Origin of the sequence: Kitasatospora sp. NPDC127116, assembly GCF_042677365.1 — a bacterium.
GTDB lineage: Bacteria > Actinomycetota > Actinomycetes > Streptomycetales > Streptomycetaceae > Kitasatospora > Kitasatospora lactacystinica.
In genome coordinates this window covers 19,309-31,784 of record NZ_JBHXTL010000116.1, presented here as the reverse complement: position 1 = coordinate 31,784, position 12,476 = coordinate 19,309, and the positions used below count along the sequence as shown (strand labels likewise).

Here is a 12,476-nt window from a genome sequence, read left to right as displayed (position 1 = left end):
GGCCCAGGTCGGCCTGGGCGAGCGCGGCGGCGTCGTTGACGCCGTCGCCGACCATCGCCACGACCTTGCCCTCGGCCTGCAGCCGCTTGACGGTGGAGACCTTGTCCTCGGGGAGCACCTCGGCGATCACGTGCTCCGGCGCGATGCCGACCTCGGCCGCCACGGCCTCGGCCACCGCCCGGTTGTCGCCGGTGAGCAGCACCGGGGTCAGGCCCAGTGCGCGCAGCTTGCCGATCGCCTCGGCGCTGGTCGGCCTGACCGCGTCGGCGACCTCCAGCACGGCCCGTGCCTCGCCGTCCCAGCCGACCGCGATCGCGGTGCGGCCGGCCGCCTCGGCGGCGGACTTGGCGCGGGCCAGGGAGGGCGGCAGGTGCTGTGCGCGGTCGGCCAGCAGGGCCTCGCGCCCGGCGACCACCGTGCGGCCCGCCACGACCCCCTCCACGCCCCGTCCGGGCACGTTGCGGAAGTCCGTGACGGCGGGCAGTTCGCCGGCCTCGGCGGCGGCCTCGGCGACCGCCCGGGCGATCGGGTGCTCGGAGGCGTGCTCGACGGCGCCGGCCAGTCGCAGCGCCTCGGCCCGGTCCACGCCCTCGGCGGTGTGCACCGCGAGCAGGGCCATCCGGCCGGCGGTGACGGTGCCGGTCTTGTCGAGGACGACGGTGTCGACCTTGCGGGTGGTCTCCAGCACCTCGGGGCCCTTGATCAGGATGCCGAGCTGGGCGCCGCGGCCGGTGCCGACCATGAGCGCGGTCGGGGTGGCCAGGCCCAGGGCGCACGGGCAGGCGATGATCAGCACGGCGACGGCGGCGGTGAAGGCCTCGGTGGGGCTGTCGGTGGCCAGCAGCCAGACCACCAGGGTGGTCAGGGCGATCAGGATGACGACCGGGACGAAGACGGCGGAGATCCGGTCGGCCAGCCGCTGGGCGGCGGCTTTGCCGTTCTGGGCCTCCTCGACCAGCCGGGCCATCCGGGACAGCCGGGTGTCGGCGCCGACCCGGGTGGCCTCGACCACCAGGCGCCCGCCCGCGTTGACGGTGGCGCCGGTGACGGCGTCGCCGACGGTGACCTCGACCGGGACGGACTCGCCGGTGAGCATCGAGGCGTCCACGGCCGAGGCGCCCTCGACCACCACGCCGTCGGTGGCGATCTTCTCGCCGGGGCGGACCACGAAGCGGGTGCCGACCGTCAGCCGGTCCACCGGCAGCCGTACCTCCCGGCCGGCCCGCAGGACGGCGACGTCCTTGGCGCCGAGGTCGAGCAGGGCGTGCAGGGCGGCGCCGGCCCGGCGCTTGGAGCGGGCCTCCAGGTGGCGGCCGAGCAGGATCAGCACGGTGACGGCGGCGGCGGTCTCCAGGTAGAGCGTGGCGGAGGCGTCGGTGTCGCCGACGGACAGCGAGAAGTCGTGGTGCATCCCGGGCATGCCGGCGTGGCCCAGGAACAGGGCCCAGCAGGACCAGCCGAAGGCGGCCAGGGTGCCGAGCGAGACCAGGGTGTCCATGGTGGCGGCGCCGTGCCGCAGGTTGGTCCAGGCGGCGCGGTGGAAGGGCAGGCCGCCGTAGACCACGACCGGGCCGGTGAGCGCGAAGGCCAGCCACTGCCAGTTGTCGAACTGGAGGGCCGGCACCATCGACAGCAGGACCACCGGGACGCTGAGGACGGTGCTGATCAGCAGCCGGTCCCGCAGGGTGTCGGGGTGCCCGGTCGGAGCGGTCCGCTCGGGTTCGGGGGCGGCGGGCGCCGGCGGCGGGGGGACCTCGGCGGTGTAGCCGGTGCGCTCGACGGTGGCGATCAGCTCCTCGACCGTGGTGCCGGGGCCGAAGTCGACCCGGGCCTTCTCGGTGGCGAAGTTGACGGTGGCCTCGACGCCGTCCATCCGGTTGAGCTTCTTCTCGATCCGGGCGGCGCAGGAGGCGCAGGTCATCCCGCCGATCGACAGCTCGACCCGGTCCCGGGCCCCGAGGTCCGGGGTGGACGTGCTCATGCGGATCAGCTCCTCGGTCGGGCGGCCGGCGGGGGCGCCGCGGCGCCCCCGCCGTGCCGGGTGGGTCAGGCGCTGCGGCCGACCAGCTCGTAGCCGGCCTCGTCGATCGCGGCGCGCACCTGCTCGTCGTCCAACGGGGCGGCGGAGGAGATCGTCACGGTACCGGCGGTGGAGTCGGCGGCGACCCCGGTGACCCCGGCCAGCGCGGAGACCTCCTCGCTGATCGCCTTCTCGCAGTGGCCGCAGCTCATGCCGGACACGGTGTAGGTGACGGTGGTGGACATCGGAGGCCTCCGGGAGGTCCGGGCGGCCCGGGTGTTCGTCCGGGACGCGGCGCTGGCAACGGCTCTTGCGACAACACCATACCCCTCCAGGGTATTCCCGGAGACGGCGGGGCGGAATGCTCCGCAGCGCGGGGAGCCGGGCCGGTCGGGCCTCCTCCGTGATCGTCCCTTATGTTCGATATGTGTTTCCGCTCCGCCGCGCCCAGTCTCCCTCGGCCCCCACGGCAGCCGGACTGCCGCCGGACCGGCAGCGCGGCGCCCTGCTCGCCGCCGACCTCCAGGACGTCCCGTTCTGGCGGCGCGCCACGCCCGCGCTGATCGCCGTCCTGCTGGTCGGGCTCGCGGACTTCCTCTCCGGCAAGGACCGCTACCTGGCTCCGCTGATGACCGTGGTGCCGACCATCGCGGCGCTGACCCTGAAACCCGGCGAGCTGCTCCTGGTCTGCGCGTTCGGGCTGGTCACGGTGTTCGGGCTCAGCCACTACGACGAGGTCGACAACATCAACGACGCCCGCTTCCTGTACGGGGCGATGGTCAGCTACGTCGTCCTGACGCTGTTCTCGGCCTGGGTCGCCAAGATCCGGATGCGGCGCGCGGCGGCCTTCGCGGCCGTCAGCTCCGTCGCCGAGGCCGCCCAGCGGGCGCTGCTGCAGCTGCCCGGGCCGACCGTCGGACCGCTGCGGCTCGCGGTGCGGTACGTGTCGGCGGCGGACGCCTCACGGATCGGCGGCGACCTGTACTCGGTGCTGGAGACGCCGCACGGCACCCGGGTCGCGGTCGGGGACGTCCGGGGCAAGGGACTGGCGGCGGTGCAGACCGCGGCCGTGGTGCTGGGCGCGTTCCGCGAGGCGGCCTACGACGAGGCCGGGCTGCGGGGCGTCGCGGCGCGGATCGAGGCCAGCGTCGAACGGCACGTGCCGGACGGGGAGTTCACCACGGCACTGTTCGCGGAGTTCCGTACGCCGGGGGCGATGGAACTGCTGCAGTACGGCCACGTGCCGCCGATCCGGGTGGACCCCGAGGGGCGGGCGCAGGTGCTGCACGCGCCCGACCCCTGGGTGCCGCTGGGCCTCGGCCGGCTGGCGGCGGGGGAGCCGACCACCTGGGGGCAGCCGTTCGGCGAGGAGGACGTGCTGGTGCTCTGCACGGACGGGGTGATCGAGGCGCGGCACCGCACGAGCGGGGAGTTCTACCCGCTGGCGGAGCGGGTCGGGCAGCTGGTGCGGGGAGCCGCGCGCTCGGAGGGGGAGCTGGAGGCCGCGGTGGGCCGGGTGTACGCGGACCTGCTGGCGCACACCGGCGGGGAGCTGCGGGACGACGCGTTGCTCCTGCTGATCGCGCGGACGGACGGGTGAGGGGCCCCTGCGGGGCGGGCTTGTGGGTGGGGGCTTTCGGGAGGGTGGGGGCGGGGCGGCTCCGGGGGTGGCCGCTCCGAGGGGCTGGATGATTTTCAGACTGCCGACTTTGGGGGCGGGGGTTGGCCGCCGTTGGCAGTCTGAAAATCACCCGCAACGCCCCTCTCCGGGCCACCCCCTGCGCCGCCCCTTCCGCAGCGCGTCCCTCTCGCTGGGTTGGGTGAGGGGGGAGGTGGGTGGGGGTGGTTGCTGTGGGTGGGTGAGGGTCAGGCGGCGGTGACGTCGGCGAGGGCGCGGAAGACGAGGGCCGTGGAGGCGGCACCCGGGTCCTGGTGGCCGATGCTGCGTTCGCCCAGGTAGGAGGCGCGGCCCTTGCGGGCCCGGAGGGGGACGGTGTCGCGGGCGCCCTGCTCGGCGGCGTCGGCGGCCGCCGCGGCCGCCGAGGGGAGGCCGGCGCCGGTGGCGGCCGCCGCGCGGAACGCGGCGACGGCCGGGGTCCAGGCGTCCACGATGGTCTTGTCGCCGGGTTCGGCCTTGCCGAGGAGGCGGACCGCGTCCAGGCCCGCCGACAGGGCCTCGGCGACGTCGGCCGGACCGGCCGGTTCGGGCAGGGCGGCGCCGATGGCGCGGAAGGCCTTGCCGTAGAGCGGGCCGGAGGCGCCGCCGACCTTGGAGATGAGCGTGCTGCCGGTCCTGGTGAGGACGGCGCCGGGGCCGGCCGGCCGGAGGCCGTCCAGGGCGGTCAGCGCGGCGGCGAAGCCGCGCCGGAGGTTGCTGCCGTGGTCGCCGTCGCCGATCGCGGAGTCCAGCTCGGTGAGCCGGGACTGCTCCTTCTCGACGGCCGCGGCGATCGCTCGGATCCAGGCCTCGGCCAGCGGGGTGTCGAAGTCCATCGGGTCTCCTTCGGTGCGGCTCAGCGCTTGAGGGCGGGGGTGTCGACCGGGGCGTCCCAGAGCTCCAGCAGCTGGGCGTCGGCCTTGGTGAGGGTGAGCGAGAAGCCCGCCATGTCGAGGCTGGTGACGTAGTTGCCGACCAGGCTGCGGGCCACCGTGATGCCGCGCTCGGCGAGCCTGGCGGCGACCTCGCCGTAGACCACGTACAGCTCCAGCAGCGGGGTCGCGCCGAGGCCGTTGAGCAGGGCGATCACCTCGTCGCCCGGGGTCAGGTGGTGGTCGGCCAGGACGGTCTCGACCACCTCGGCGGCCAGCTCGCGGGCCGGGCGGAGCTTCTCCCGCCGGCGGCCGGGCTCGCCGTGGATGCCGACGCCGACCTCGATCTCGTCCTCGGGCAGGTCGAAGCCGGGCTTGCCGGCGGCCGGGACGGTGGCCGCGGTGAGCGCGATCGCGAAGGAGCGGGAGGCGGCGTTGACCCGCTCGCCCAGGGCGGCGACCTCGTCCAGCGGGGCTCCGCGCTCGGCCAGCGCGCCGGCCGTCTTCTCCACCAGCACGGTCGCGCCGGTGCCCCGGCGCCCGGCCGTCCAGGTGGAGTCCTCGACCGCGACGTCGTCGTTGACCAGGACGGTGCGGACCTCCAGGCCCTCCTCGGCGGCGAGTTCGGCGGCGAGCTCGAAGTTCATCACGTCGCCGGTGTAGTTCTTCACCACGAAGACCACGCCGGCGCCGTTCTCCACGGCCTTGGCGGCGGCCAGCATCTGGTCCGGGACGGGCGAGGTGAACACCTCGCCGGGGCAGGCGGCGTCGAGCATGCCCGGGCCGACGAAGCCGCCGTGCAGCGGCTCGTGGCCGGAGCCGCCGCCGGAGATCAGCGCGACCTTGGGACCGGCCGGGCGGGCGGCCCGGGTGATCACCCGGTTGGGGACGTCCACCGCCAGCTCCGGATGGGCGGCGGCGATTCCGGCCAGCGCGTCCTCCAGGACGCTCTCCGGGGTGTTGATCAGCTTCTTCAACGCTCTTCGCTCCCTTGGTGACCGGGGTGAGGACGCCACGGCGGTCGATGCCGTGGACCCGACGCTACGCCAGACGGGGGTGGGGGGCACGGGGTGCGACACGCGGGATTCCGATCACTCTCCCGGAGCAGTCGGTTCCGGCCGTAGGGTCGGCCGCATGAGTGAGAACGTGGGCATTGTTCTGGTCTCGCACAGCGCCCGGCTCGCGGAGGGGCTGCGCGAGCTGCTCGGCGAACTCGCCCCGGACGGCGTGCGGGTGGTCGTCGCGGGCGGCACCGAGGACGGCGGGCTCGGCACCAGCTACGACCTGATCGCCGGGGCGATCGCGCGGGCCGACGCCGGGGCGGGCGTGGTCGTGCTGCCGGACCTCGGCAGCTCGGTGCTCACCGCCGTCACGGTGCTGGAGGACGAGCCGCGCCCGGGCGTGCGGCTGGCGGACGCGCCGTTCGTGGAGGGCGCGGTGGCCGCCGCCGTCACCGCCTCGACCGGGGCGGACCTGGCCGAGGTGGTCGCGGCGGCCGAGGACGCGCGCGGGTTCAGGAAGCTCTGAGCGTCCGGAGTCCGCTCACTCGGAGTCCGCTCACTTGGCGTCCGCGTAGCAGTCCACCACCGCCGTGCTGAGCGGGAAGCGCACCGGGGTGTCGCCGAACACCAGCCGGCGGGCCTCCTCGGCCGACTCGGCGACGGCGGCGGCCACCTCGTCGGCGAGGTTCGCCGGGGTGTGCACGACCACCTCGTCGTGCTGGAAGAACACCAGGTGCGGGCGGTCCGCCGGGCCGGACGCCGGCAGGTCGTTCAGCCGGCGGCGCAGCGCGGCGAGCAGGGCCAGCGCCCAGTCGGCGGCGCTGGCCTGGATGACGAAGTTGCGGGTGAACCGGCCGCGGGCGCGGGCGGTGCGGCCGCCGGCCTCGCCCGCGGCGTCCCCCTCGGTGAGGTCGAGGAAGTCGGCGGAGGCCGGCGGGCAGACCCGGCCGAGCCGGGAGGCGACCACGCCGCCGTCCTCGCCGGTGCGGGCGGCGGCCTCGACGTAGCCCATCGCGGCCGGGTAGCGCCGGTGCAGGGTGTTGAGCAGCGGGCCGATGTCGCCGCTGGTCTGGCCGTACATGGCGCCGAGCAGGCCGAGCTTGGCCTTGTCCCGGTCGCCCTGGAAGGCGTGGGCGGCGAGCGCCTCGTACAGGTCGCCGCCGGCGGCGGTGCGGGCCAGCCCGGCGTCCTGGGAGAGCGCGGCGAGCACCCGGGGCTCCAGCTGGGCGGCGTCGGCGACGACCAGCAGCCAGCCCGGGTCGGCGACCACGGCGCGGCGCAGGATCCGCGGGATCTGCAGGGCGCCGCCGCCGCGGCTGGCCCAGCGGCCGGAGACCACGCCGCCGACCACGTACTCGGGCCGGAAGCGGCCGCCGCGGGCCCAGGCGTCCTGCCAGGCCCAGCCGTGCGCGACGTGGATCCGGGACAGCTCCTTGTAGCGGACCAGCAGCTGCGCGGCCGGGTGGTCGATGCCCTTGAGCTCCCAGGAGCGGGTGGAGCCGAGCTGGATGCCCGCCTCGGCGAAGGCGCGCAGCACCTGGGTGTGGGAGTCGGGGTTGAAGGGCTTGGCGCCGAGCGCCTGCTGGAGGTCGACGGCGAGCTCGGCGAGGATCCTGGGCTGGGTGCCGGGGACGGTCGGGCGGGGGCCGAGCAGCTCGGTGAGCAGGTGGTCGTGGACGTCGGCCCGCCAGGGCAGGCCGTCGTGGGCCATCTCGGCGGCCACCAGGGCGCCGGCCGACTCGGCGGCGACCAGCAGCCGGAACCGCTGCCGGGCGCCCGGGTCGGCGAGGGCGGCGATCCGGCGCTGCTGTTCCGCGTGGACGGCGACCACGGCCGCCAACGGGTCGGCGCCGGGCGGCAGTTGCAGCCGGTCGGGGGCGAACAGGGTGTCCTGGCCGTCGTCGGCGTCGGACAGGCCCGGTTCGGGCAGGTCCGCCGGGACGGGCAGGCCGCGCAGCCGCGCCCAGGCGGCGCCGAGCGACCGGGGCGCGCCGAACCGGCCCTCGTGCGCCAGCAGCAGCGCCTCGACCAGCCGCAGGTCGTGGCAGCGGGCGAGCCGGTCGGGCAGCTTCGGCAGCAGCGGGGCGTACCCGGAGTCGGTGGCGGCCCAGACCCAGCGCGGGTGGTCGGCGGCCTCCCGGGCGGCGACGGCGGTGGCGAGGTCGCGGACGGCCTCCGGCGGGCCGAGCGGGGCGCCCGCGTCGTCCAGTGCCTGGAGCCGGCCGCCGGGGCCGTGCGGGTCGGGCGCGAGGGCGGTCCTGGGTGCCACGGGGGCTGCTCCTCTCCGGCGCGCGGTCGGGCGTGCGGGGACGGGTACGGGGGTGCGGGCCCGCGGGCGGGCGCGCGGCGGCCCGCGACCGACGGGCCCGCGCCGTCGACGTTAACGGGTGGGTGTGACAACGCGTGGCAGGCGGGCACGGCGGCGCCCGGCGGGACGGGCCCCGGCGGGTGTTCCGCAGGGGTGGTGAACCGCGTGGGCAGCGCGGGTGACACGGCGTAGGGTTCGCGAAATGACCGAGAACCCGTTCTTCCAGGCCAGTCCGCTGGTCTACGAGCTCCCGCCGTTCGCCGAGATCCGCGAGGAGCACTACCTGCCCGCGTACGAGCGGGGAATGGCCGAGCAGCTGGCCGAGATCGCGGCGATCACCGCCGACCGGAGCCTGCCGACCTTCGAGAACACCCTGGTGGCCCTGGAGCGCTCCGGGGAGCTGCTGCGCCGGGTCGACGCGGTGTTCCGCAACCAGTCCTCCTCGGACACCACCGACGTGCTGGACGAGGTGGAGGCGAAGGTCAGCCCGCTGCTCGCCGCCCACCACGACGCCATCCACCTGGACCTCGCGCTGTTCGCCCGGATCGAGGCGCTCCACGAGGCCCGCGCCGGGCTCGGACTGGACCCGGAGTCGCTGCGGCTGCTGGAGCGCCGGTACACCGCCTTCGTGCGCTCCGGTGCCCGGCTGGGCGAGGCCGAGCAGGCCCGGCTGCGCGAGCTGAACGCCGAACTCGCGGCGCTCGGAACGACGTTCCAGCAGAACGTGAACGCCGCCACCCGCTCCGCCGCGCTGGTGCTGGAATCCGCCGGGGAACTGGCCGGACTGTCCGAGGGCGCCGTCGCCGGGGCCGCGGAGAACGCCCGGGTGCTCGGCCGCCCGGGCGGCTACGTGCTGAGCCTGCGGAGCACCTCCGGCCAGGCCGAGCTGGCCCGGCTCGACGACCGCTCGGTGCGCGAGCGGCTGCTGGCCGCCTCGCTCGGCCGGGGCGCCGAGGACAACGGCCCGCTGGCGATCCGGATGGCGGCGCTGCGCGCCGAGCGGGCCGCGCTGCTGGGGTACCCGAGCCACGCCGCGTACGTGGTGGCGGACGAGACGTCCGGCACCGTCGAGGCGGTCTCCGGCCTGCTGTCCCGGCTGGTCGGCCCGGCCGTGGCGATGGCCCGGCGGGAGGCCGGGGAGCTGGCCCGGGCGGCCGCCGCGGACGGGATCGGGGAGCTCGCCGCGCACGACTGGGCGTACTACTCGGAGAAGGTCCGGCAGAGCTCCTACCAGGTGGACGCGGCGGTGCTGCGCCCGTACTTCGAGCTGGAGCGGGTGCTGCGGGACGGCGTCTTCTTCGCCGCGAACCTGGCGTACGGGGTGAGCTTCACCGAGCGGCCGGACCTGACGGCCCACCACCCGGACGCCCGGGTCTTCGAGGTGTTCGAGGAGGACGGCAGCCCGCTGGGCCTGTTCATCGGCGACTTCCACGCCCGGGCGTCCAAGCGCGGCGGCGCCTGGATGGACGCGCTGGTCTCCCAGTCCGGGCTGACCGGGCAGCGGTCGGTGGTGCTGAACAACCTCAACATCCCGCGTCCGGCGCCCGGCGAGCCGGTGCTGATGGACTGGGACGAGGTGCGCACGCTGTTCCACGAGTTCGGGCACGCGCTGCACGGGCTGTTCTCGGACGTGCGCTACCCGCTGTTCTCGGGCACCTCGGTGCCACGGGACTTCGTCGAGTTCCCCTCGCAGGTCAACGAGATGTGGATGGTCCGGCCCGAGGTGCTGGCCAACTACGCCCGCCACCACGCGACCGGGGAGCCGCTGCCGGCCGAGCTGGTCGAGCGGATGACGGCGGCCGAGGGCTTCGGGCAGGGCTTCCGGACGGTCGAGTACCTGGCGGCCACGCTGCTGGACTGGGCCTGGCACACCGTGCCGCAGGGCGAGGAGATCGCGGACGCCGAGGAGTTCGAGGCGCGGGCGCTCGCGGCGGCCGGGATCGCGGTGGACGCGATCCCGCCGCGCTACCGGACGGCGTACTTCCAGCACATCTTCTCCAGCGGCTACAGCGCGGCGTACTACGCGTACATCTGGTCGGAGGTGCTGGACGCCGACACCGTGCAGTGGTTCGAGGGCAACGGGCGCCCGGTGCGGGAGAGCGGCGAGCTGTTCCGGCGGGAGCTGCTGGCGCGCGGGTTCAGCCGGGACCCGCTGGAGTCCTTCCGTGCGGTGGTCGGCCGGGCGCCGGAGACCGGGCCGCTGCTGGCCCGCCGGGGACTGGCGTGACCGGCCCGCGCATGCTGCTCGGCCCGGTCGTTCCGCTCGGCCCGCTTGTTCCGTTCGTTCCGCTCGGCCCGCTCATCGAGCGGTGAGCGTGACCGTCACGGTTGTGCCCCGGTGGGCGTGCGGGAGCCGGACACGTACGGTTCCCGCCCGCCCGCCGGTCGGCTGTTCGACCTCGACCCGGGCGCCGGCGGGGGCGACGGTGACATCGGCCCCGCGCGGGAACGCGGCCGGGGGCAGCAGGATCTCGCTGCCGCGCCCGGTGCCGTCCGAGCGCCAGCCCACGGTGGTGGCGGCCGTCCGGACCTCGGTGCCCGCGACGGCCACCGGGTACGGGCCGAAGGCGGGTTCGTCGCCGGGGGCGGGGCGTCCGGCCGGGTCGAGCGCGCAGTAGCCGCCGTTGCCCCGGCACCAGTACCACATCGTCCAGCCCTCGGCGAAGCCCTCCATCGCGGCGACCTGACGGCGGACCAGCTCGGCGTTGCCCGGGGTGCGGGAGTTCGGCGGGCCCCACTCGCCGACCAGGACGGGCAGGCGGTGGGCGGCCGGGTAGCCGGTGATCGCGGCGGTGTACTGCTCCACGAAGCCGCCGGCCGGGTCCCAGTCGGCGCCGCCCTCGACCGCGGTGTCGTAGAAGTGCGGCGCGTAGCCGAGCCGGGGTGCGCCGGGGCGCGGGTCGGCGAAGCCGGGCAGCCGGGTGGGCACGCCCTGGCCGACCAGCACGGTCGGCTCCACGAACAGCCAGGAGCGGGAGTCGACCCGGCGCACGGCCGTGATCAGGCGGCGGTACATGTCGGCGAGCCGGCCCTGCTCCAGGGCGGCCGAGGCGGCGGCCAGCACGGCCGGGTCGCTCGGGTCGCCGTCCACCGGGCCGAACGGCTCGTTGAACAGGTCGTAGCCCAGCAGTGAGCTGTGGCCGCGCAGTTCGCGGGCGAGCCGGGTGTAGAAGTCGGCCTGCCAGGCGCGCAGGTCGGGGTCGTCGTAGAGGTGCCGGAAGGCGGCCTGGACGGCGGGCTGGAAGTAGCCGGCGAACCAGTCGTCCGGGTCGGGGGTGAACGGCAGGTCGTCGTCCCGGGTGGCCCAGACGGGCACGCCGTTGGTGCCGCCGCCGAACTTCGGCCCGTAGACGTCCTGGTGGAAGTCGATCAGGACCAGCAGGCCCAGCCGGTCGGCCCGGTCGAGGAGCCGCCGCACGCGCTGCAGTTCGGCGGGGTCGAGGCGGCCCCGCTCGGGCTCCAGCCTCGTCCAGGAGGCCGGCAGCCGGACCAGGGTGAAGCCCTGGGCGGCGACGGAGTCGAGGTCGGCGGGGGTGGCCTCGGCGTACTTGTCGAGGTTGAAGCCGCGCAGCCGCAGCCGGCGGCCCTGGACGTCGGTGAGGGAGGTGCGGCCGTCGGCGGCGGTGACCGTGCCGGTGGGGAAGCGGTCCGGGGCGGGGGAACGGCCCGGCTGCCCGCCGTGGGCCGAGGCCGGGACGGCGGTGAGGACGGCGGTGGCGGCGAGCAGCAGGGCGACGGCGGTGCGGCGCAGGCGCATCGGGGACCTCGCACGGCAGGGGTGGGGGTGGGGCCCGATGATGCCCGGACTGTCGTGCGCGGCACAAGAGTTCGGGCACCGGGCGGTTCCCTCGGCGGTCGGCGGTCGGCGGTCGGCGGACGGCGGACGGCGCGGGGGAGGGGCGCTCCGGTCGGCGGACGCTGTCGGGCGACGCGGGCCTCAGTCGGCGGTCGGCTCGGGTGCGGTCGGTGGGACGGCGGTCGGCAGGTCCGCGGCGGCGGCGAGCCGGCCCCAGAGCAGGTCGGCCAGCGCCTGCACCATCCGGGTGCGGGAGCAGGGCCTGGTCTCCAGCCACCAGTCCCCGGCGGCCAGCACCATGCCGGTGATGCCGCGGCCCCAGGCTTCGGCGAGCAGGTCGCGGTCGGCGCCGAGGTCGACCTGGCTCTGCACGGCCCGGGTGATCTCCTCGGCGATCTGCTTGAGCGCGGGGGCGAGCGCGTTGCCCGCGCTGCTGGGGTCGCCGGGCTCGGGGTGGGTGAGCAGCCGGTAGACCTGGGGGCGGGCCTCGATGCCGGCGAGGTAGGTGTCCAGGACGTGTTCGACCCGGTCGCGGCGTTCCAGCGGCTCGGCGAGGGCGGCCCGGACGGCGGCGAGCAGCCCGCCGGTGTGACGTTCGGTCAGGGCTCTGATCAGGCCGTTCCGGTCGCCGAAGTGGCGGTAGAGGATCGGTTTGGTGATCCCGGCCTCGGCGGCGATGGCGTTCATGCTGGCGCTCGGCCCCTCGCGCTGGATGACCCGGTCGGCGGCGTTGAGCAGCTGCTCGCGGCGGGGCTCTCGGGACATGCGCTGCTCCTCGGGATCGGGTTCGGCGGGGTCTGCCTGGGCGTTGACACCGGTTAC

At 75.7% G+C, this 12,476-nt stretch carries 10 protein-coding genes; 3 read left to right on the top strand and 7 right to left on the bottom strand.

From position 1 onward, the window contains the following. Both ACFVHV_RS33800 and ACFVHV_RS33795 read right to left on the bottom strand, forming a co-directional pair. Positions 1 to 1,981: heavy metal translocating P-type ATPase (locus ACFVHV_RS33800; RefSeq protein WP_380356374.1), on the bottom strand; the 1,981-nt coding region annotated here is incomplete at its 3' end. A gap of 65 nt (positions 1,982 to 2,046) precedes the next feature. Beyond that, the gene (locus ACFVHV_RS33795; protein WP_359910546.1) at positions 2,047 to 2,265 is read right to left on the bottom strand and encodes a cation transporter; all 219 of its coding nucleotides are present in this window, start codon (positions 2,263 to 2,265) and stop codon (positions 2,047 to 2,049) included. A gap of 182 nt (positions 2,266 to 2,447) precedes the next feature. Between ACFVHV_RS33795 and ACFVHV_RS33790 the strand changes: the two genes are divergently transcribed. After that, complete coding sequence (locus ACFVHV_RS33790; protein WP_380356372.1) at positions 2,448 to 3,620, top strand: PP2C family protein-serine/threonine phosphatase; 1,173 nt, start codon at positions 2,448 to 2,450, stop codon at positions 3,618 to 3,620. Between the two features lie 266 nt (positions 3,621 to 3,886). Here ACFVHV_RS33790 and dhaL read toward each other — a convergent pair whose 3' ends face one another. Beyond that, complete coding sequence (dhaL, locus tag ACFVHV_RS33785; RefSeq protein WP_380356369.1) at positions 3,887 to 4,513, bottom strand: dihydroxyacetone kinase subunit DhaL; 627 nt, start codon at positions 4,511 to 4,513, stop codon at positions 3,887 to 3,889. A 20-nt stretch (positions 4,514 to 4,533) separates the two neighbouring features. Then, positions 4,534 to 5,526 (bottom strand): dihydroxyacetone kinase subunit DhaK, encoded by a 993-nt coding sequence (dhaK, locus tag ACFVHV_RS33780; RefSeq protein WP_359910555.1) that lies wholly within the window; start codon positions 5,524 to 5,526, stop codon positions 4,534 to 4,536. 157 nt (positions 5,527 to 5,683) lie between these two features. On the opposite strand from dhaK, the gene dhaM reads away from it, so the two are divergent. Further along, complete coding sequence (gene dhaM / locus ACFVHV_RS33775) at positions 5,684 to 6,076, top strand: dihydroxyacetone kinase phosphoryl donor subunit DhaM (RefSeq protein ID WP_359910558.1); 393 nt, start codon at positions 5,684 to 5,686, stop codon at positions 6,074 to 6,076. Positions 6,077 to 6,106: 30 nt separating this feature from the next. Here the strand turns inward: dhaM and ACFVHV_RS33770 are convergent, their stop codons facing one another. After that, positions 6,107 to 7,819, bottom strand: a complete 1,713-nt coding sequence (locus ACFVHV_RS33770) for a bifunctional 3'-5' exonuclease/DNA polymerase (RefSeq protein WP_359910561.1) — start codon at positions 7,817 to 7,819, stop codon at positions 6,107 to 6,109. A 241-nt stretch (positions 7,820 to 8,060) separates the two neighbouring features. On the opposite strand from ACFVHV_RS33770, the gene ACFVHV_RS33765 reads away from it, so the two are divergent. Next, the gene (locus tag ACFVHV_RS33765; RefSeq protein WP_359910564.1) at positions 8,061 to 10,085 is read left to right on the top strand and encodes a M3 family metallopeptidase; all 2,025 of its coding nucleotides are present in this window, start codon (positions 8,061 to 8,063) and stop codon (positions 10,083 to 10,085) included. A gap of 72 nt (positions 10,086 to 10,157) precedes the next feature. Here the strand turns inward: ACFVHV_RS33765 and ACFVHV_RS33760 are convergent, their stop codons facing one another. Next, positions 10,158 to 11,615: a cellulase family glycosylhydrolase gene (locus ACFVHV_RS33760; protein ID WP_380356365.1), complete on the bottom strand. Its 1,458-nt coding sequence runs from the start codon at positions 11,613 to 11,615 to the stop codon at positions 10,158 to 10,160. 180 nt (positions 11,616 to 11,795) lie between these two features. Next, positions 11,796 to 12,419 carry a TetR family transcriptional regulator gene (locus tag ACFVHV_RS33755; RefSeq protein WP_359910569.1) on the bottom strand — a complete coding sequence of 208 codons (624 nt, stop codon included), beginning with the start codon at positions 12,417 to 12,419 and terminating at the stop codon, positions 11,796 to 11,798. Positions 12,420 to 12,476 lie beyond the last annotated feature (57 nt).